Raw genomic sequence first — 19124 nt, forward strand, 5'->3', positions numbered from 1 at the left:
CAGGGGCACGCTCTGTCCCCAAGACTCACAGGTCCAGGTAATAGAAGTGCTCACCCACCAGCGGCTTACCAGTCCGAGTCTGCCCGACGGGCGACCCGATAACTCTTATTAGGTAATTACTTGTTCAAGCCCACCACCCAGCCGACGAACCCCCGACGAGTGGACAGCGCCGCGACGGAAAATGGGCAACCAGCGAGGTGGCCGGGGGTCGGCCGGGCGTGGCAGCACCCCCGGCCTCCTTGCCAGCGCTTTTCACCACCAACAAAGGGTCACGTTCCAGGCTTCCCCGCTACCGGCCGCAACCATAGCGAGTACCTCAAGCGGCGGGAACGCGATCGCCGACCTCGCCAGTACCTCAACCCCGCGCCGGGCCCAGCCAAGCTCTTTATGTAACGCGGCCGCCGCGGCGACCAGCCACAGACAACGTGTCCGGCTTGTCCGGTGCGGCGAGCAACCATCCCACCCCTACGCGACCGGTCGCAGGCAACCCCACCCCCCCCGTACGGCGACCCTGCCACGCACCCGGCGCGGCGGGTAACCATCGCCGTACTGCGATGGCCTACTTCTTGCGGCGGTTGAGGAAAGCGAGCATGGCTTCTTGGGCAGCAGGAGACCCGAACAGCGAAGCGGAGAGCTCGGCGAGCTCACTACCGCGGGCGTCGATGTCGGCCAGCAGTTCGCGGTTGAGGAGTTTTTTGGTTTCGCGGAGACCCTGCGGGACGCCCTTGAGGACGGAGTCGACGAGGGACTCGAGGGCGGTGTCGAGCTCGTCGTCGGTGACTGTGAGGGTGACCAGGCCGAGGCGGGCTGCTTCGATGCCGTCGAAGGTGTTGCCGGTCAGGAAGGTGTAGGCGGCGGCGCGGTCGCTCATGCGCGCCAGGACGGTCAGGGAGATGGTGGCGGCGGCCAGGCCGAGGCGGACCTCGGTCAGGGCGAACGTCGTACTGGCGCCGGCGACGCTGATGTCAGCGGCGGCGACGATGCCGATTCCGCCGGCCCGGACGGGGCCAGAGACCCGCGCCACGACCGGCTTCGGGTTGGCGACGATCGCGCGCTGTACGTCGACCATCCGCTGGGCGCCGACGCCCATGCCGACGCTCGTCGCCTCGGACATGTCGGCGCCGGAGCAGAACACGTCGAGCGCGGACCGGATCACGATCACCCGTACGGCGTCGTCCGCGGCCGCGCTCTCCAAGTGCGCCAGCAGTTCGCCGGTGAGTTTCTGGGAGAGCGCGTTCTTGTTGTGCGGCGAATCCAGGGTCAGCGTCGCGACGCCGTCGGCCACGGTCAGGTGCACAAGCTCGGTCATAAGGGTCATCCAAGCAGTTGAGGGGTCGGCGGGGCGGCGAGCGGGTCCGCGTGCCGGTGGACCATCTTCCAGTCGCCATCTTCGACCCTGAACACCATCGTCACTCGCAGTTCGTGACGATGCTCACCCGGGCGTTCGACGTACCGGACGGTGCAGCGCTCGATGGCGACCGTGTACGCCGAGTCCGCGCTGACGTGCTGGTCCAGGTACTCGAACTGCACGGCAGCACCACTCGGGGCGAACTGCGCCGACGCCCACTCGTACCGCGGGCCGACCTGCGACCACCCAACCTCGCGGCCGCCGAAACCGCCGAAGATCGAGCTCACCTCGCTGCGCGACACCAGCGGCATCCACAGCGAGACATCGCCGTTCACGAACGCGGAGTTGGCCTCTTCGAACTTGCGCAAGAACGCCGTGAACTGCAGCCGGAACGCCGCGAAGTCTGGGGTCACCCGGCTATTTTGCCTCGGCGTACGACGGGGAGAGCTCGCGGGCCAGGTGCTCGACGAACAGGCCGACGTCGGTGACGATGCCGCGGGCCTGGGTGGAGCCGCGGTCGGCGAGTTTGGTGACGGTGGCCGGGTTGATGTCGACGCAGGTCAGCGGGACGGACGCCGGCAGAATGTTGCCGGTGGCAACGGAGTGCAGCATCGTCGCGGCCATCAGGCAGAAGCCGACCTCGGCGAGCTCGGCGCGCATCGCGCGCTGGCCCTCGAGGACATCTGTGTAGACGTCCGGCAGTGGGCCGTCGTCGCGGACCGAGCCGACGAGCACGAACTTGTTGCCCTGCTTGACCATCGCGTGCATCACGCCGGAGGTCAGCACGCCCTGCTCGACAGCGGCCGCGATCGAGCCGGACTTGCGGATCGTGTTGATGGCGCGGATGTGGTGCTCGTGGCCGTGCTCGACGCCGCGACCGCGGGCCAGGTCGACACCGAGCGACGTACCGTAGAGGGACGACTCGATGTCGTGGGTGGCCAGCGCGTTTCCGGCGAACAGGATGTCGACGAATCCGGCCTCGACCAGCGCGACCATGGCCGGCGCGGCGCCGGTGTGCACGATGCCGGGGCCGCCGACCCAGAGCACCTTTAGGCCGTTCGCCTTCGCCTCGCGCATGCCGTCGGCGACCTGCTGGACCAGGACGCGCTGCGGCTTCTCGCTCGACACGTCGGACTCCATGAAGCCGAAGCCCTCTTCGGTGCTCGCGACGATCGGCGGCGTCACCTTCACGCCCTGGGCGCTGGAGATGATCCGCATCCCGGCCTTGACCTCGGACATCGGGATCGTCCGTACGGCGCCGTCCTCGACGAGCAGACCGCAGTCCATCTCCGGCTGCTGCACCTGCACCCAGTGACCGTCCAGCCGGACGCTCGTCGGGAGATTGGTGGTGGAGTAGAACCCGTCCGGGAACACCCCGTCCTGGCTCACCTCGGTGATCTCGGGCGTGCCGGGGTCGACCAGGTTCGCGCCCTTGGTCTGGATCCGCATCAGCAACCGCTGCAGCGACTCCTCGTCGTCCGCCCCGACCGTCATCCGGACCGTCGACGGGTCGTCCTTGTCGTAGCCGAGGTCGAACTTGTCCAGCGTGTACTCACCGCCGTACCCGCGGATGTCGTCGAGCACCCGGGACAGTAACCCCGAATCCATCAGGTGGCCGGTGATCTCAACCGTCTCGCTGACCTGCACGGGGGTACCTCCCTCACTAAGAACGTCAGATTGTCCGACGATCTGCTGATGCTAACTCACACCACGGCTCCGTCGTCCGGAGTGTCGTCCTGGGGGAGCCGGTCCTTCATCCGAATCACCAGCGTGAGGAAGCCGGCAATGAAGCCGAGGACCGCGACACCGGTGACCCGGCGGTCGCCGAAGTCGAGGAGGGCGGCCAGGATCAGCAGGATGGGCCCGCCGAGCAGACCGAGCCAAGCGAGCCGGCTGGGCCAGTCCAGCTTCGGGCCGCGTGGCGGCTCCGGTGGGACGAAGTGATCGTGCGGGTCGTCGGCGGCCCGCTTCGGGCGCGGCTCGGGCTCCTCGTCCGGCTCGTCGCCGACGATCAGGCCAGCCGGTACGTCGATCAGCGGTTCGTACTTCTCGTCCACGTCCTCGCTGACCGGCCACCGCGGCACCGGCGTTTCACCGCCGTCGTGGCCAGGCGCGGACGGCGCGTTGAACTGCTCGACCAGCGACTTCCACTCGGCGTCCTCGGTGCTGCGCACGATGACCGGGCGGGCCTGCTCGACCTGCGAGGTGTCGACGAAAAGCTCGTCCGGCGTCGCTTCGGAGGATTCGCAGTACGCCGCGATGTTCGCCTTGGCGAGCGCTGCCAGGACGGCCTCGGCGATCAGCGGGTCGATGCCGCCGAGCGAGGTGTACTCAGCTGCGGTCAGGCCGTTGTCACGCATCGGCAGGGCCGGTCACGCGCGCGATAAAGGCGGCCGTGTCGTCAAAGATTCGCGGCGCATCGTTGTCGAGGGTCGCGACGTGATAGCTGTCCTCGAGCAGGGTCTCGGTGACGTCGCGCGACGAGATCGAGGTGAGGACGCGGCGGGCTGAACTGGCTTCGACCACGTGATCGACAGTACTGCGGAACAACAGGACCGGCTGGGTGACCTTGGGCAGGTCGGTCTGCACGACCTTCCACAGCTTCGACAGCGACAGCGCCGACTTGAGCGGCATCCGGGTGTACGCACCCTCGTCGACACCCGGCTTCTTGATGTCGTTCGAGATGCCCGGGAACGAGGGGATCACCTTCGAGAGCACCGGCAGCAGCCCGAGCCGCTTGTCCTCGGTGCTCACCGATGGGTTGATCAGGACCACACCGGAGATGTCCGCGCCGTGCTCCTCGGCCAGCCGCAGCACCAGCGCACCACCCATCGACAGGCCGACCACGACCACCTGGTCGTGCTCCTGGCGCAACCGGGCCAGCTCGTTCGCCAGTACGGCGTACCAGTCCGGCCAGCCGGTGCGGTTCATCTCCTGCCACGTGGTCCCGTGACCGGGCAGTCGCGGCACAGAAACGCCGTACCCGAGGTCGGCCAGGTGCTCACCGAAGGGGCGCATCGAGCGCGGTGAGCCGGTGAATCCGTGGCTCAGCAGGACGCCGACGGCGGCGTTCTCCCCGGTCCCGGCACTGCGGAACTCCTCCGCGTGGACTTGCACTGGCACGGTCGACTCCTCGCCCGGTCGTGGGGTTCCTCACAGGCGGCCGTGAGCGGTGGCACCAGGCCCCACCCCGCCGCGAATCAATGGTCGCATCTGGACCACGTCCAGTCTGCATTGAGTTGACAACACAGTGAGCAACATCAACATTCCTGGCGGTGACATTGCCTGAGTGGGAAGCTTGAACGTAGTGTCCTGCCTCGGGTTGGTGGGATGATTCAAGCTGTCGGGCGAGTGACGGAGGTCGAGGCGGATGCTGTACCTGCTCATCAGACAGTTCATCGTTGCACCATTCGTGAAGCTCTTCTTCCGGCCGAAGGTGACGGGGTTGCACCACATCCCGACCGACGGCCCGGCGTTGCTGGTCAGCAACCACCTCGCGTTCGCGGACTCGATCTTCCTGCCGGTCGCGGTGCCGCGGCAGATCGTCTTCCCGGCGAAATCGGAGTACTTCACGGCGCCCGGGATCAAGGGCAAGCTGATGGCGACCTTCTTCCGGTCCATCGGCCAGATCCCGATCGACCGCTCCGGCGGGCGCGCCTCGCTGGCCGCGCTGAACACCGGGCTGGGCATCCTGGAGAAGGGCCAGCTGTTCGGGATCTACCCCGAGGGCACCCGCTCACCCGACGGCCGCCTGTACAAGGGCAAGACCGGCGTGGCACGGATGGCGATCGTCGCCGGCGTCCCGGTGATCCCGGTCGCGATGATCGACACCCACAAGCTGCAGCCCCCGGGCTCGGTGCTGCCGAAGGTCTGGCGGCGTGAGCCGGGCAAGCTGTTCCCGCGGATGAACCGTCCGGGCGTCGCGGTCGGCGAGCCGCTGGACTTCTCCCGGTACGAGGGCATGGAGCGCGACCGCTTCGTGCTGCGCTCGGTGACCGACGAGATTATGTACGCCCTGATGGACCTGTCCGGCCAGGAGTACGTCGACATGTATGCCGACAAGGCCAAGGAGCTGATCAAGGCCGGCGAGTCGGTCGACGATCACCTGCGGCTGGGCGACACCAAAGCCTCCTGACCCTGCAGTACGGCGCGCGCCTGGTCCCGTAGCCAGGCGTGTCCCGGATCCCCGTCATACCGCTGATGCCAGGCGAGCCGGATCGGAATCGCCGGTACGTCGAGCGGTAGCGGCAGCGCGATGAGCCCGAAGTCGACGAGTAGTTCGCGGCTGGTGACGTCGGGGACCGTCACGACGAGATCGTTCAGCCGTGCCAATTGGAGCGCGACAGCGACCGTTGGTGAGGCGGCGACCACCTCACGCCGCAGCCCGGCATCAGCCAGTAAGTCGTCGATCGGATCAGCCAGGCGGCCGCGCCGCGACACCGTCACATGCTCGGCAGCGGCGTACCGCTCAGCGGTGAGCTCGCCCTCGGCCAGCGGGTGGCCAGCGCGGACGGCGACCACCAGATGCCCCTCACCGACCAGCTCATGCCGCGCCTCCGGGAGCTGTGGGACCCCGGCGCCCGCCTCAAGATCCACCTCACCGCGCCGCAGTTCGTGCGTGTCCGCGGTGGACTCCGGGAGAAACCGCAGCCGTACGCCGGGAGCCTGCGCGCGGACTGCGGTCAGCAGCGCCGGGCCGTAGGCCACGGTGAGCGCATCGTGCCAGCGCAGCGTGAATGTCCGCTCCAGCGTCGCCAGATCGATGCTGCGCTCCGGTGACAGCAGCACCTGGGCCTGGTGGACCAGCTCGTGCACACGGGCGTGCAGTGCGACCGCATGTGGCGTCGGCGTCATCGAGCGGCCGGTGCGAACCATGATCTGATCGCCGGTCGCCCGCCTGATCCGGCCCAGCGTCCGACTCATCGCCGGCGGGGTCACATGAAGCCGCTCGGCGGCCCCAGCGACGCTGCCTTCTTCGAGTAGGGCGTCGAGCGCGGTGAGGAGGTTCAGATCCAAGTGCATTTGGGTAATGCTAGACCTACCAAGGTTGCACTTGTTGTTAGGTCTCGACGCTTCTAGCGTCGTAGACATGAACCTCATCGAGAACATCACCGAGATCGTCCAGTCCGCCGGACCGCTGCTGCTGGAGCGGTTCTCCGCCGATGCCCGGCCGGCTGACGGGGACGCGATCGTGAAAGCCATCTATGCCAACGACGACGCCGTACTCGCACTGATCAAGGAGCCGCTGCTCGCGGCGCGTCCCGGTTCCGGCTGGGTCGAGGACGAGCTGGAAGGCGGTGCGCTGCCGCTGGGCGAGTGGTGGATCGTCGACCCGGTCGAGGGCAACATCAACCACATCCACGGGATGACCGAGTGGTCGGTTACCGCGACGCTGGTGCGCGACAACGAGCCGGTGCTGACCGTCGTACACCTGCCTCTGACCGGAGAGACCTACTCCGCGGTCGCTGGCGAGGGCGCGTACCTGAACGGTGAGCGGCTGACCGTGTCGGCCAAGACCGACCTGGGTGCTGCTCTGGTCGGCACTGGTCAGGCCCGGCCGGGAGAGAGCGTGGAGACGTTCCAGAAGATCGGGCGGAGCGTCACTGCGATGCTGACCGGCGCACTGATCGTGCAGACCTCAGTGCCGGCCACACTGCGGCTGATCCAGGTCGCGGCCGGGCGCATGGAGGCGTTCTGGCAGCACTCCGATGTCCGGTCCGGGCTAGTGGCCGGTGCGTTGCTGGTCCGCGAGGCCGGTGGGCTGGTGACCGATCTGGCGGGCAAGCCGTGGGACGTGACCAGCAGCGACTTCCTGGCTTCAGCGCCGGGCGTGCAGCAGGCGGCACTCGACGTACTGGCTGCGGCATGAAGATCGCAGTCCTGGGCGCTACCGGCCAGACCGGACGGCTGCTGGTGGCGAGAGCGGTGGAGCGCGGGCACGAGGTAACCGCGCTCGTACGACGCCCAGCCGCGGCACCGTGGTCCGGCGGAGTGCACGTGGTCCAGTCGGATGTGGCCGTGCCAGAGTCGGTGCTGGATGCACTGGCGGGTGTGGATGTCGTGCTGAGCGGGCTAGGTGTGGCCAAGGGCCAGGACCCGCAGATTCTGAGCAACGGAGCTGAACTGGTTGTGAAATCTGGGAAGCGGGTGATCTGGCTGGGGGCGCTCGCCGCTGGTGCCACGGCCGGTGCGCTCGGCCCGGTGAACGGCTGGCTGCTCAGCAAGGTGCTGGACGACTGGGAAGCCAAGGCGGTCGCCGACACCGCCGTACTGGCTGCCGGTGGGACCGTGGTGGCGGCCGGCATGCTGACGAACAAGCCGTACCAAGGCAACGGTCGACTGGTCGAGGTGCCCGGCTTCCGGCGCCTGCTCCCGCCGCGCTCACCCCGGGCGGGCATTGCCGCGCTGATGGTGGCTGAGGCTGAGCGCGCAGAGTTCACTTCCCGGGCGGCCGTCGCGCTCTTCGGGTGACCCTTCGGGTGCCAATCATGTGCGCATGGATCGACAGGGGTTTTGGGACACGATCGCCCGCGCGCGGGCCGAGGTCGAGGAGACGTACGAAGACACGGAAGACCTGGCCGAGGCGCTGATCGACGTACTGGCCGAGCTTGAGCCGGCGGATATCGCCGACTTCGACGACGAGTTCCAGCGGCTGTTCACCGAGTCGTACCGGGTCGACCTGTGGGCAGCGGCCTACTTAATCTGTGGTGGTGCTTCGGACGACGGCTTCGACTACTTCCGCGCCTGGCTGATCGGGCAGGGCCGGACGTCCTGGGATGCGGCCGTCGCCGACCCGGATTCGCTGGCCGGTCTGCTCGACCCGGATGCCGACGCAGACTTCGACGGCGAGTCGCTCATGTACGCCGCCTCGACGGCCTATGAACGGGTCGCCGACGCCTCTCTCCCGCCTGGCGTGAGCCCGAATGCGGTCCCTGACGGCCCTGTCGGTGACGCCTTCGACTTCGACGACGACGCCGAACTCCAGGCCCGGTTGCCGCGGCTTTTCGAGGTCATCGAGGCGCTTGAGGCCGAGCCTGACGACGAGGCCGAAGAGGACGAGGACGACGAAGAGGACGACGACGAAGCTCCACAGTACGGCGACGCCTGGACACCGCGCCGCTGACCGTTGTTCACCGTTGTGACTGAGACAGCAGTGCAGCGGGTAGGGGGCCTCGAATAAGCTGCGGATATGCAATTTGCGACGTTGAGTGCCGGGGAAGTGCCTGGGGTTCCCACTTTGGACGAGCTGCGGGAGATGAAGCCGCTGCAGCAGCCGGAGTGGCCTGACCCGGTGGCGCTGGAGCAGGTCATCAGGGAGCTGCGGACGCTGCCGCCGCTGGTGTTCGCCGGTGAGTGCGACGACCTGACGACCAAGATCGGCGCCGTGGCGCGCGGCGAAGCCTTCCTGCTGCAGGGCGGTGACTGCGCGGAGACCTTTGACGGGGTGACCGCGGAGAACATCCGGGCCAAGCTGCGGGTGCTCCTGCAGATGTCGGTCGTGCTCCAGTACGCCGCGAGTGTGCCGGTCGTGAAGGTCGGCCGGATCGCCGGGCAGTACGCCAAGCCGCGGAGCTCCGGCGAAGAGACCCGCGACGGCGTGACACTGCCGTCGTACCGGGGAGATGCGGTCAACGGGCTGGAGTTCACGCCCGAGGCGCGCATTCCGGACCCGCGCCGGCTGCGCGGGGTCTACAACGCGGCCGCCGCGACGCTGAACCTGACGCGCGCGTTCACCACCGGTGGGTACGCCGACCTGCACCAGGTCCACGCGTGGAACACCGACTTCGTGAACTCCTCGCCGGTCGGCCGGCGGTACGAGCAGCTCGCGACCGAGATCGAGCGGGCGCTCGCCTTCATGCGCGCCTGTGGGGCGACGGCCGACGAGTTCAAGACCGTCGACTTCTACGCCTCGCACGAGGCGCTCATCCTCGAGTACGAACACGCGCTGACCCGGATCGACTCACGCACCGAGCAGCCGTACGACGTCGGCGGCCACCTGCTATGGGTGGGGGAGCGGACGCGTCAGCTGGATGGTGCGCACATCGAGTTCCTGTCCTCGCTGTCGAACCCGCTCGGCGTGAAGATCGGCCCGACCACGACTCCGGAGTACATCCGGGCCCTGATCGACAAGCTGAACCCGAAGGGCGTCGAGGGCCGGCTGACCTTCATCACCCGGATGGGCGCGGGCAAGATACGCGACGGGCTGCCGCCGCTGCTGGAGGCCGTCCGTGACCACGGTTCGCCGATCGCGTGGGTCTGCGACCCGATGCACGGCAACACCTTCGAAACCCCGAACGGCTACAAGACCCGCAGCTTCGACGCGGTCATGGACGAGGTCCAGGGCTTCTTCGACGCGCACGAGCAGGTCGGCACCTGGCCGGGCGGTATGCACATCGAGCTCACCGGCGACGATGTCACCGAGTGTGTCGGCGGTGGTGAGGCGCTGGTCGCCGAGGACCTCGCGAACCGGTACGAGACGGCCTGCGACCCGCGGCTGAACCGGCACCAGTCGCTCGAGCTCGCCTTCCTGGTCGCCGAGCGGCTGCGGGCAGCACGGGCGTGATCGATCTCCGGTCGGACACCGTCACCCGGCCGTCGGCCGGGATGCTGGCGGCGATGACGAGCGCGCCGCTCGGCGATGACGTGTACGGCGAGGACCCGACCGCCAACCAGCTCGAGGAGACCGTCGCCGGCCTCCTCGGGCACGAGGCGGGCCTGTTCACGGTGACCGGCTCGCTGGCGAACCTGCTCGGCGTACAGGCTCTGGTCCCGCGTGGCGGTGAGCTGTTGTGTGAGGCGAGTGCGCATGTGGTGCGCGCCGAGCTCGGCGCGCACGCGGCCGTCAGCGGCGTCACCACCCGCACGTGGATCGGGCCGACCGACCTCACACAGGTCTCGGCATTGATCGCGCCCGACCTCGGTCCGTACTTCGTCACCACCTCGGCCGTCTCGGTCGAGAACACACACAACTTCGGCGGCGGCGCGATCCAGCACGGGTACGACGCGTTGGCCGACGAGCTCGAATCCCGCGGAATCCCGCTGCACCTGGACGGCGCCCGCCTCTGGAACGCCGCGGTCGCCACGGGCCGCACCCCTGCCTCGTACGCCGCTCGTGCCGCGGCCGCGAGTGTGTGTCTGTCGAAGGGGCTGGGCGCACCGGTCGGCTCGGTCCTCGTCGGTTCCGCCGAGCTGATCCGCGAAGCCCGAATCTGGCGGAAGCGGCTCGGCGCGGGTTGGCGACAGGCCGGCGTACTGGCTGCTGCTGGTCTCTATGCGGTTGAGCACAACATCGACCGGCTCGCGGAAGACCACGCCAATGCGCGCGTGATCGCTGAGGTCCTCGCCGACGCTGCGCCCGGCTCGGTCAAACCCGACCAGGTCGACACCAATATCGTCATCGCAGACCTCGCGGTGACGGGCAAAACCGTCGCCGAAGTAGTGGCCGCCGCCCGCGCCGAAGGCGTCCTTATCGGCGGCGTAGGCGCCACCCAGCTCCGAGTCGTCACCCACCTGGACGCCTCCGCGGCCGACTGCCGCACCGCCGCCTCCACCCTGGCGCACATCCTCACGCACTGACCCGTCGAGCACCCCGCTCGGCCTGCCGCGGATCTGCCCCACATCGCGACCCTGCCCCACATCGCGGATCCGCCGCCGCCCGCTCCCGCAATCCGCCCAAAGACACGCGCCCGTGTCCTCGGCAGGCCGCCGTTTCTTTGGGCACGAAGTGGCACTTTGGGTATCCACCAGTCATTTTTTCGGCCGAAATGTGGTTGGTGGGTACTCAAAGTGGGGGTTGGCGCTCAAAGACACGGCGGCTTCTCTTTGGGCGCGAGGGGGCGGGTCGCGAGAACAGGTAGTTTATGTTTAAATAGTTGAATGACTGACATCAGGATCTTGGGGATTTCGGGGAGCTTGCGGGCGGGCTCGCTCAACACGGCGTTGCTGCGGGCGGCGCAGAAGCATGCGCCGGCGGGCGTGACGATCGAGCTGTACGACGGGCTGGGGGAGCTGCCGCATTACAACGGCGACCTGGACACCGACGAGAACCTTCCGGAGAGCGTGCGAGATCTGCGGGAGCGGATTCGGGCGGCGGACGGCGTGCTGTTCGCGACGCCGGAGTACAACTACTCGATTCCCGGTGGGCTGAAGAACCTGATCGACTGGGCTTCGCGGCCGGCGGCGACCTCGTCGCTGCTGCACAAGCCGGTTGCGATCATGGGTGCGGCGCCGACCAACTTCGGGACCGTACGGGCGCAGCTGGCCTTGCGGCAGGTGTTCGTCTGGACGCACTCCGATGTCGTCGTGAAGCCCGAGGTGATGGCTTTCAAGGCGCACGAGCGGTTCGACGAGGCCGGGAACCTGACCGACGACGACACGATCACGCTGGTCACGTCGCTCGTCGACGCCCTCGCTGACAAGGTGCGCACCGCGGCCAAGTAGTCTTCGCGGTGTCGTAGTCGGCAGCGTCGGGGAGAACCGTGCGAGAGATCGTCGTGTTCAGCGGAAGTGCTCATAAAGATCTGGCAGAGCGGATCTGTGCAGATCTTGGTGTCGAGCTCTCACCGGTCGAGATCCATCGTTTCAGCAACGACTGTCTGCAGGCGCAATTGCAGGCGAACTGCCGGCAGCGCGATGTCTACATCGTGCAGCCGTTGGTGCCGCCGACGCAGGAACACCTGATGGAGCTGCTGCTGATGATCGACGCCGCCCGCGGCGCCTCGGCGCAGCAGATCACCGCGGTGATGCCGCACTACGCGTATGCGCGGTCGGACAAGAAAGACGCGTCCCGGATCTCAATCGGTGGCCGGCTGGTCGCCGACCTGCTGGTCGCGGCCGGCGTCGACCGGGTGCTGACGATGGCGCTGCACGCGCCGCAGGTGCACGGGTTCTTCTCGGTGCCGGTCGACCACCTGACCGCGATCGGCGTACTGGCCGATCACTTCCGCGGCCAGGATCTGAGCAACACGGTCGTGGTCAGCCCCGACCTCGGCGCCGCGAAGATGGCGACCCAGTTCGCCCGCCTGCTCGGGCTGCCGGTCGCCGCCGGCAGCAAGCAGCGGCTGGCCGACGACCGCGTCGTGATCGACGCGATCGTGGGTGACGTGAGCGGGAAGCGGGCGATCGTGCTGGACGACGAGATCGCCACGGGTGGTTCGATCATCGAACTGCTCGACCGGCTGAAGGAGTTCGGCTGCACCGAGGCCGCCGTCGCCTGTACGCACGGTCTGTTCGCCGGAAAGGCCGTCGAGCGGTTGCGGGCGCATCCGTCGATCACCGAGGTGATCAGCACGGACACGGTCCCGCGGCCCGACGGCTTCCCGGAGCTGCAGGTCAGCTCGGTGGCCGGTCTGTTCGCCGAGGCGATCAAGCGGATCCACGGCGGTGAGTCGATCAGCAGCCTCTTCGATGGCGTCGACCCGACCCACGCACCGCCGCAGCCCAAGCTGCCCTTCTAAAGGCCAACCGAGCTAAAGCGCTAACCGAGCTCCAGGGTGGTGGTCGCGAAGATGCCGTTCTGGTCGACGTCCGGTACGGCGCCCGTGTACATGCGCGCACATTCGAACGTCGGCACCAGGCCGAGGCGCTCGGCCAGTTTCATCGCGGGTGCGTTGAGATCGGGAACGTCCACGGCGATCGATTCCCCTTCGGCCAGGCCCGAGATCAGGGCGGCGGCGATCTCGTCCGAGGCGGCGTAGATCGGGCCGATCCGCGCTCCGGTCCGGGAAGGTCGCCGCACGGCGAAGCCTTCGAGCTCGCCGTCGCGTACGGCCACGAGTGAGCGGTGCTCCGGTAGGCCCACCCACAGCGCCAGGAAGGCGTCGCGGGGTGCCGGGAAGAACCGGCGATCGTAGGCTGCCAGCTGGTCGAACGGGATCGTGCGGGCGTCGACCAGCGTGAGGTCGGTGGTGACGGGTGCGGGAACGCCTTCGTGGCGAATGTGGTTGTAGGCATGGCGGAAACCGGACTTGCGGTAGTTCGCCTGCTGGTCGACGACTCCGTCGAGCGCGACGTTGCGCGCGCCGAAATGTTCCATCACGCGGCGCCAGAGCTGGATGCCGTAGCCCTTGCCGCGCTCCGACGAACGGACGATGTACAGCCCGAGGAAGCCGAAGTCGTTGCCGTAGCGAACGCCGGAGACCGAGGCGATCGGCTCACCGTTCAACCGGCCGACGAAGAAGCCGGCCGGGTCGGCAGCCGCGAACGCCAGTGCATCCGAGTCGCCTGGATTCCACTGCTCGTCAGCTGCCCATTCGCTGAACAGCCGGACGTCCGCGGCACTGGCCGTCGCGATCTCGAACATGCTCACCCTTCACAACACAGTCGATGCAGCCACTCGGGCTCGTGCCACCAGTACTCCGGATCCTGGGCGTGCGCCATGGCGCGGCTGAGACCAGCGGTTGTCGTCTCCTTGCCTGCAAATGGTGCCAGCAGTTGATCGATCGTGTGGAGTTTGCCCGCGACCATCACCCGATCGACCGCGGCTGCTGCCCGAATGTCGGCCAGCGGATCGCCGGTGACGAACGAGAGGTCGGCCTGGGCGCCGGGCTTGATCACGCCGAGCTTGTCTTCGAGATTGAGCCAGCGGGCCGGGTTCCGGGTCGCGGTCGTGAGGGCCTCGTACGGCGTGAATCCGCCCGCGACCATGGACCGCAGATTGGCGTGCAGTGAGATCGCGATGTTGTCGAGCGGGGTGTCGGTGCCGGAGATCACCAGGCCGCCGCCGCGGTGGATGCGTAACACCATGTCGACGTTGCCCCGCAGGAGTTCACGCGTTGTCACTCCGGCCGGCCCTGCCGCGGTGTCCACCTCGCCGCGCAGGTAGGTGTATTCCCAGGACGGATACAGCGTCGTCGTACGGCGATCGGTCAGCAGCGACGGGTCGTCCACGTGCGCCATGGTCGAGTTGAAGAGCGTCGGGGTGACGGACAGGCCGGCCTTGGTGAACAGGGTGATGACGTCGGCGTACGCGCGGCCGAGCCGGCTGACCGTGTGGGAGTAGCCGAGCCGGTTGGTCGCGCCGGTGTGTTCCATGCCGTCCATGCCGAGGTGCTCGGCCGGGTAGAGGTAGTGCGACGACAACTGCAGCCCAAGCCTGTGTACGGCGGCGATCGCGCGGCGCTGGAAGTCGATCGGCAACCGGACATAGGTCTTCACCATGTCGTAGGCGAGTCCTTCGACGCGATCGAGCTCGAGCTCCAGTTGCCGCACGGTCAGGGTCGGGCGCATGAAGTTGTAGTAGACCCGCGAGCCGTCGATCGCCTCACCGGTGGCGAAGTAGCGCGGACCGGTCAGGGAACCGTGAGAGAGCGCTTCCCGGGTTTCCTGCATCTGATACGCCGGATCGCCGGGAGAGCGCGTACTCGTGATCCCGTAGGCCAGCCAGAGATTGCCTTGCCTTGCGCCCCAGGCTCGTCCTCTGAGGTGCCAGTGGTTGTGCGCGTCGATCAGGCCGGGCATGACGGTCAGTTTGGAGGCGTCGATGTCCGCGCGACCGTGGTGCGGGCGGACCGCGGCGATCTTCGAGCCGTCGATGACGAGGTCGACATCGCGTCGGAGAGCGGTCTCTCTGCCGTCCCACAGCGCGCCGGCGTGGATCGTGACGTGCTGCTTGATGGTGGCTCGACGTGTTGCGAGATTGATCGGGATCGTGCGTGGGCGGGAGCCGTGCAGGCCGACACGGCGGAGCCGGCCGTTGTTGAGGTAGAGCAGGGAATCGTTGCCCTGCCAGACGGGCGAGTCGGTGACTTCGGCGGTGATCGCGCGCGGTTCCGCGGTGAAGCGGCCGCGGTGGTCGACAGGAACGACGTACAGGAGGCTTTCTATGACGAAGGCGAGGTGTTTGCCGTCGGGAGAGAAGACTGGTCCGTCGTCGCCGCGGGTGGCGAGCGAGCGGAAGGGCATCGGTTCGACGTATTCGAGGGCGGTGGTGGCGATGTCGACGTACAGGAGTTGGCTGGTGCCTTCGCGGAAGCGTTTGGAGAACGGCTTGACCGCGGCGAGGACCAGCGTCTTGCCGTCGCGCGACCAGCTGACGCGGCCGGGCTGGAAGAGCGTCGGTGTGAGCTGGCGGACGGCTTTGGTGGCGAGATCGAGGACCCAGGCGATGCCGTCCTGGTCTTGGTAGGCGACCTGTTTGCCATCGGGGGAGAATCGCGGTGCGGTCTGAGCGCCGGGCAGGGTGGAGAGTCTGCGGTTGCTGCCGGTGGCGAGGTCGTGCAGCCAGAGGTCAGCGGTGCCGTCGCGGTCGCTTGCGTACAGCAATGACTTGCCGTCGGGGGAGAAGTCGGGATCGCTGTTGAAGTAGCCGTCGGCAACGAGTTTGCGTGGTTGCCCGCGGCCAGTCGTTGCTGCCAGCCACAAGGCGTTGAGCGCGCGGAAGGCGACCCAGCGGCCGTCGGGTGAGGCCGTGGGGCCCGCGATTCCAAGCACTGGTCGCGATCCGTTGGATTCCAGATCGGGGGACTTCGGGCGCGGGCGCTTTGAGGTGATCGGCACTGTGGCAGCGAACGGTACGACGGCGTGGGCGCCGCCGAGGCGATGGCGGACGACGTGGCCGTCGGCGGTGTAGACGAGTTCGGTGGCGGAGACCCAGGAGGGTGGGAGTGCGAAAACGTCCTTGCCTGCGGTCACTTTCTGGTCGCCGACGACAAGGTCGCAGACCGGGCCGCTCAGGCGGACATACGCGAGCTGGCCGGTGGGGGAGTAGGCGGGACCGTAGACGCTGCTGCCGGTCTGCGCCGGGACGACGGTACGACGGGTGCCGGTCGCTAGGTCGACTTCCGCGATCGAGGATGCGTCGACGGTGAACGCGATCTTCGTACCGTCGGGGGAGACCGCCGGCTCAGCCTCTTCGGCCGGGTCATCGGTGAGGACGGTGATCGCCTGCGTGGTGAGGTCGAGGCTGTGGATGCCATAGCTACCGGTGTTGCCGCGGTCGGACGAAAAGACGATCTTGGTGCCGTCGGGGGTGAAGTGTGGTTCGCGGTGGTCGTATCGGCCGGTGGTGAGCTGGCGCAGGTTGTTGCCGTCAGCATCGATTGACCAGAGGTGGAAGTTGCCGTCGCGGAAGGACTGGAAGACGATCCGACGGCTGTCAGGTGACCAGCGCGGCCGGGTCGCGTCCTGCAGGTCGTCGGTCAGTCTTTGCGAAACCCCGCCCGCTGCCGGCGTCACCCAGATCGCGGTTATCAGGTCGAACGCCAGCCAGCGCCCGTCGGGCGAGGCGGCGACCATCACGTTGGTGCCCTCCGTCAGCACCGCGCGGTTGGTGCTCACGCCGGTCGCTGCCGGGTCGGTCGTCGTACCGGTCGCTGCCTGGCTGGTCGTCGTACCGGTTACCGCCGAGACGGCCGCGACGCCGCCGCTGAGCTGAAGTGCGCGGCGTCGCGAGATGCTCCACGTGCCGGGGTCGGTCGAATCCTCGTGAACCACAGTCGTTCCAATCCCTCGGGGGCGATCCGGCCACAGACCGGAGGGGACCCCACCGACACTGCCACCGCTGCGCACCCCCAACGACCCGACCGGCGCGTCGCCGCCGCTCCGCGGGGTGCGGAGCGGCGGCTGGTGGGGTGTGGGACTAGTGCTCGATGCCTTCGCGGGAGGTCTTGGGGAGGAGGAAGCCTGCGGTGAAGGCCAGGATGAGTCCGCCGATCGTTGCGAGCAAGGCGGTCTGGGTGCCGTCGAGGGCGGCCAGGGCGCGGGTTGCCACGTCTGCGTGCGCCACCTTGCCCATGAAGATCGAACCGATGATCGCGATGCCCAGGGCGATCCCGACCTGCTCGAACGAGCCGAGCATGCCGCTCGCCGAACCGACCTCGTCGTCGCGGACACCGCTCAGCACGATGTCGAACATCGGCACGAAGACCATGCCCATCCCGATCCCGCCGAGCAGCGTCGGTACGGCGATGTCCCAGCCGCCGACGTCGACGCCGGTCAGCGCGAGGACGGCGTACGTCGCGGCCAGGCCGGTCGCCATCAGCGCGAGGCCGATGTGCAGGAGCTTGCGGCCGAACTTCTGCATCGTCATCCCGGAGATCGCCGAGCCGATCAGCGCGCCGAAGGCCCACGGAGCCATCGCCAGGCTGGCGCGGATCGGGGTGTAGCCGAGGCCGATCTGGAGGAACATGCCGAGGACGAAGGTGCCGGCCATCGCGCCGAAGAAGACGACCGCGAAGAAGACACCGGACAGGTACGGGCGGCTCTTCAGCAGGCGGGGCTCGATCAGCGAGGTCGCGCCGGTGCGGCTGCGGCGGGACTGGTGGATGCCGAAGCCGGCCAGGACGGGGAGGGACGCGACCAGCATCAGCTTCGACCACAGCGGCCAGCCGAGCTCGTGGCCCTGCACCAGCGGGTAGACCAGGCCGAACAGGCCGGTGCTCGCGATCAGCAGGCCGGGCACGTCCAGCGATACCTTGCGGACGGCGGGCTTGGTGTTCGGCAGGTACTTGGCGGCGACCGCGAAGGTGAAGATGCCGATCGGGATGTTGATCAGGAAGATCGCGCGCCATCCGGTGCCGAACAGGTCCGCGTCGAGCACGGTGCCGCCGATGATCGGGCCGAGGACCGCGGCCAGCCCCATGATCGGGCCGAAGAACCCGAACGCCTTGGTCCGCTCATCGGGTTCGAACAGGTCCCGGACCAGCCCGAAGCCCTGCGGAAGCATCACGGCCGCAAACGCTCCCTGAGCGACTCTCGAGGCGATCAGCATCTCCGGCGACACCGCGAGACCGCAGAGGAACGACGTCACGGTGAAACCGGCGACGCCGATCAGCAGCGCCCGCTTGCGGCCGACCAGGTCACCGAGCCGCCCGCCGACCAGGAGCAGGACGGCCAGCGCCATCGTGTAGCCGGCCGCCATCCACTGCAGGCTGGCGTAGGAGCCGCCGAGGTCGCCGCGGATGGCCGGCGCCGCGACGTTCATGACGGTGGAGTCGAGCAGATCCATGACGGCCGCGGTCATGACGGCGGCGAAGGCGAGCCAGCGCTTGCGCAGGCGGGGGGTGCTGACGGTGGTGCCGGCGGTGGCGCTGCGGGGGAGTACGGCGACTGCGGTCATCTTCTGCTCCTCAAACGGAACGAACTGTTCTGTTCCAAACTCTAACGGAACGGATCATTCCGTTCAAGTGCTAATCTGAGAAACATGACGAAAGCTCTGAGTGGCCGCCAGGCGCAGGCGGCCCGCAACGACGAAGTGATCCTGGCTGCCGCCCGGGCAGTCTTCGTCGCCGATCCCGGTGCGCCGATCGCCGCGGTCGCCGAGCGGGCCGGCGTCGGGATCAGCGCGCTCTACCGCCGGTATGCGAGCAAGGAGGAGTTGCTGCGCAAGCTCTGCAGCGACGGCCTCGACCGCTACATCGCCGAGTCGGAGAAAGCGCTCTCTGACGACCGCGATCCATGGGTGGCCTTCAAGGCGTACCTGCGGGCGCTCGTCGACGCCGACACGAATTCGCTCACGCAGCGACTCGCGGGCACGTTCACCCCGACACCTGAGCTGTTCGAGGCCGCCGGGCGGGCTTCGGAGCTGGATCGGGCGGTGTTTGCGCGGACCAAGGAGTACTTCCGGCCGGGGATCGTGGTCGAGGACTTCGCGGTGATTCTCGAGCAGATCACCTCGATCAAGCTCGGTGACGAGACTCGGACCCGGCAGCTCCGGCATCGCTATCTGACGCTGATGCTGGAGGCGATGCATCGTGCCGGTGAAGAACCGGGCGGCGAGCTTCCGGGCCCGCCGCCCAGCATGGCGGAGCTGACCGACCGCTGGCGCGCCTAGCCGTCT

General features: G+C 67.9%; 18 protein-coding genes. 9 read left to right on the top strand and 9 right to left on the bottom strand.

Annotation, left to right across the window (positions count from 1 at the left end; all coding sequences use genetic code 11):
* Nucleotides 1-559: 559 nt before the first annotated feature.
* The 5 genes from E1263_RS19095 to E1263_RS19115 are packed head-to-tail and all read right to left on the bottom strand — an operon-like array spanning nucleotide 560 to nucleotide 4471.
* Nucleotides 560-1309, bottom strand: coding sequence for an enoyl-CoA hydratase-related protein (locus E1263_RS19095; RefSeq protein WP_337590282.1), 750 nt, complete (start codon nucleotides 1307-1309; stop codon nucleotides 560-562).
* A gap of 5 nt (nucleotides 1310-1314) precedes the next feature.
* Complete coding sequence (locus E1263_RS19100) at nucleotides 1315-1761, bottom strand: YybH family protein (RefSeq protein WP_132169186.1); 447 nt, start codon at nucleotides 1759-1761, stop codon at nucleotides 1315-1317.
* 4 nt (nucleotides 1762-1765) lie between these two features.
* On the bottom strand, nucleotides 1766-2995 hold the full coding sequence (locus E1263_RS19105) for an ornithine cyclodeaminase, nickel-pincer nucleotide-dependent (protein ID WP_132169187.1): 1230 nt from the start codon (nucleotides 2993-2995) through the stop codon (nucleotides 1766-1768).
* Between the two features lie 56 nt (nucleotides 2996-3051).
* Nucleotides 3052-3708: a hypothetical protein gene (locus E1263_RS19110; RefSeq protein WP_132169189.1), complete on the bottom strand. Its 657-nt coding sequence runs from the start codon at nucleotides 3706-3708 to the stop codon at nucleotides 3052-3054.
* Nucleotides 3701-4471 carry an alpha/beta hydrolase gene (locus E1263_RS19115; RefSeq protein ID WP_165956680.1) on the bottom strand — a complete coding sequence of 257 codons (771 nt, stop codon included), beginning with the start codon at nucleotides 4469-4471 and terminating at the stop codon, nucleotides 3701-3703. The genes E1263_RS19110 and E1263_RS19115 overlap by 8 nt, the downstream gene beginning before the upstream one ends.
* Before the next feature lie 247 nt (nucleotides 4472-4718).
* On the opposite strand from E1263_RS19115, the gene E1263_RS19120 reads away from it, so the two are divergent.
* Nucleotides 4719-5483 (top strand): lysophospholipid acyltransferase family protein, encoded by a 765-nt coding sequence (locus E1263_RS19120; RefSeq protein WP_132169191.1) that lies wholly within the window; start codon nucleotides 4719-4721, stop codon nucleotides 5481-5483.
* On the opposite strand, the gene E1263_RS19125 is transcribed toward E1263_RS19120, so the two are convergent.
* Nucleotides 5450-6370 (bottom strand): LysR family transcriptional regulator, encoded by a 921-nt coding sequence (locus E1263_RS19125; RefSeq protein WP_132169193.1) that lies wholly within the window; start codon nucleotides 6368-6370, stop codon nucleotides 5450-5452. The genes E1263_RS19120 and E1263_RS19125 overlap by 34 nt on opposite strands.
* A gap of 67 nt (nucleotides 6371-6437) precedes the next feature.
* Here E1263_RS19125 and E1263_RS19130 point away from each other — a divergent pair, with 67 nt between their 5' ends.
* The 7 genes from E1263_RS19130 to E1263_RS19160 all read left to right on the top strand — a co-directional run bounded on the left by E1263_RS19130 (nucleotide 6438) and on the right by E1263_RS19160 (nucleotide 12804).
* The gene (locus E1263_RS19130) at nucleotides 6438-7217 is read left to right on the top strand and encodes an inositol monophosphatase family protein (RefSeq protein ID WP_132169195.1); all 780 of its coding nucleotides are present in this window, start codon (nucleotides 6438-6440) and stop codon (nucleotides 7215-7217) included.
* Nucleotides 7214-7819 (top strand): NAD(P)-dependent oxidoreductase, encoded by a 606-nt coding sequence (locus E1263_RS19135; RefSeq protein ID WP_132169197.1) that lies wholly within the window; start codon nucleotides 7214-7216, stop codon nucleotides 7817-7819. The genes E1263_RS19130 and E1263_RS19135 overlap by 4 nt, the downstream gene beginning before the upstream one ends.
* A gap of 25 nt (nucleotides 7820-7844) precedes the next feature.
* Complete coding sequence (locus tag E1263_RS19140; RefSeq protein WP_132169199.1) at nucleotides 7845-8471, top strand: DUF4240 domain-containing protein; 627 nt, start codon at nucleotides 7845-7847, stop codon at nucleotides 8469-8471.
* 66 nt (nucleotides 8472-8537) lie between these two features.
* Complete coding sequence (locus E1263_RS19145; protein WP_202868955.1) at nucleotides 8538-9911, top strand: class II 3-deoxy-7-phosphoheptulonate synthase; 1374 nt, start codon at nucleotides 8538-8540, stop codon at nucleotides 9909-9911.
* Nucleotides 9908-10924: a threonine aldolase family protein gene (locus E1263_RS19150; protein WP_132169201.1), complete on the top strand. Its 1017-nt coding sequence runs from the start codon at nucleotides 9908-9910 to the stop codon at nucleotides 10922-10924. The genes E1263_RS19145 and E1263_RS19150 overlap by 4 nt, the downstream gene beginning before the upstream one ends.
* Before the next feature lie 300 nt (nucleotides 10925-11224).
* Nucleotides 11225-11788: an NADPH-dependent FMN reductase gene (locus E1263_RS19155; protein WP_132169203.1), complete on the top strand. Its 564-nt coding sequence runs from the start codon at nucleotides 11225-11227 to the stop codon at nucleotides 11786-11788.
* Nucleotides 11789-11826: 38 nt separating this feature from the next.
* On the top strand, nucleotides 11827-12804 hold the full coding sequence (locus E1263_RS19160) for a ribose-phosphate diphosphokinase (protein ID WP_132169205.1): 978 nt from the start codon (nucleotides 11827-11829) through the stop codon (nucleotides 12802-12804).
* A gap of 20 nt (nucleotides 12805-12824) precedes the next feature.
* Here E1263_RS19160 and E1263_RS19165 read toward each other — a convergent pair whose 3' ends face one another.
* The 3 genes from E1263_RS19165 to E1263_RS19175 form a co-directional block, all read right to left on the bottom strand.
* Entirely contained in the window at nucleotides 12825-13649 is an 825-nt protein-coding gene (locus tag E1263_RS19165; RefSeq protein WP_202868956.1) for a GNAT family N-acetyltransferase, read from the bottom strand.
* A 2-nt stretch (nucleotides 13650-13651) separates the two neighbouring features.
* Nucleotides 13652-16780 (bottom strand): amidohydrolase family protein, encoded by a 3129-nt coding sequence (locus E1263_RS19170; RefSeq protein WP_132169209.1) that lies wholly within the window; start codon nucleotides 16778-16780, stop codon nucleotides 13652-13654.
* A 145-nt stretch (nucleotides 16781-16925) separates the two neighbouring features.
* Complete coding sequence (locus tag E1263_RS19175) at nucleotides 16926-18404, bottom strand: MFS transporter (protein WP_132169211.1); 1479 nt, start codon at nucleotides 18402-18404, stop codon at nucleotides 16926-16928.
* 84 nt (nucleotides 18405-18488) lie between these two features.
* On the opposite strand from E1263_RS19175, the gene E1263_RS19180 reads away from it, so the two are divergent.
* Nucleotides 18489-19118, top strand: a complete 630-nt coding sequence (locus E1263_RS19180; protein WP_132169213.1) for a TetR/AcrR family transcriptional regulator — start codon at nucleotides 18489-18491, stop codon at nucleotides 19116-19118.
* The last annotated feature ends 6 nt before the right edge of the window (nucleotides 19119-19124 follow it).

Source organism: Kribbella antibiotica, assembly GCF_004349055.1.
Taxonomy (GTDB): Bacteria; Actinomycetota; Actinomycetes; order Propionibacteriales; family Kribbellaceae; genus Kribbella; species Kribbella antibiotica.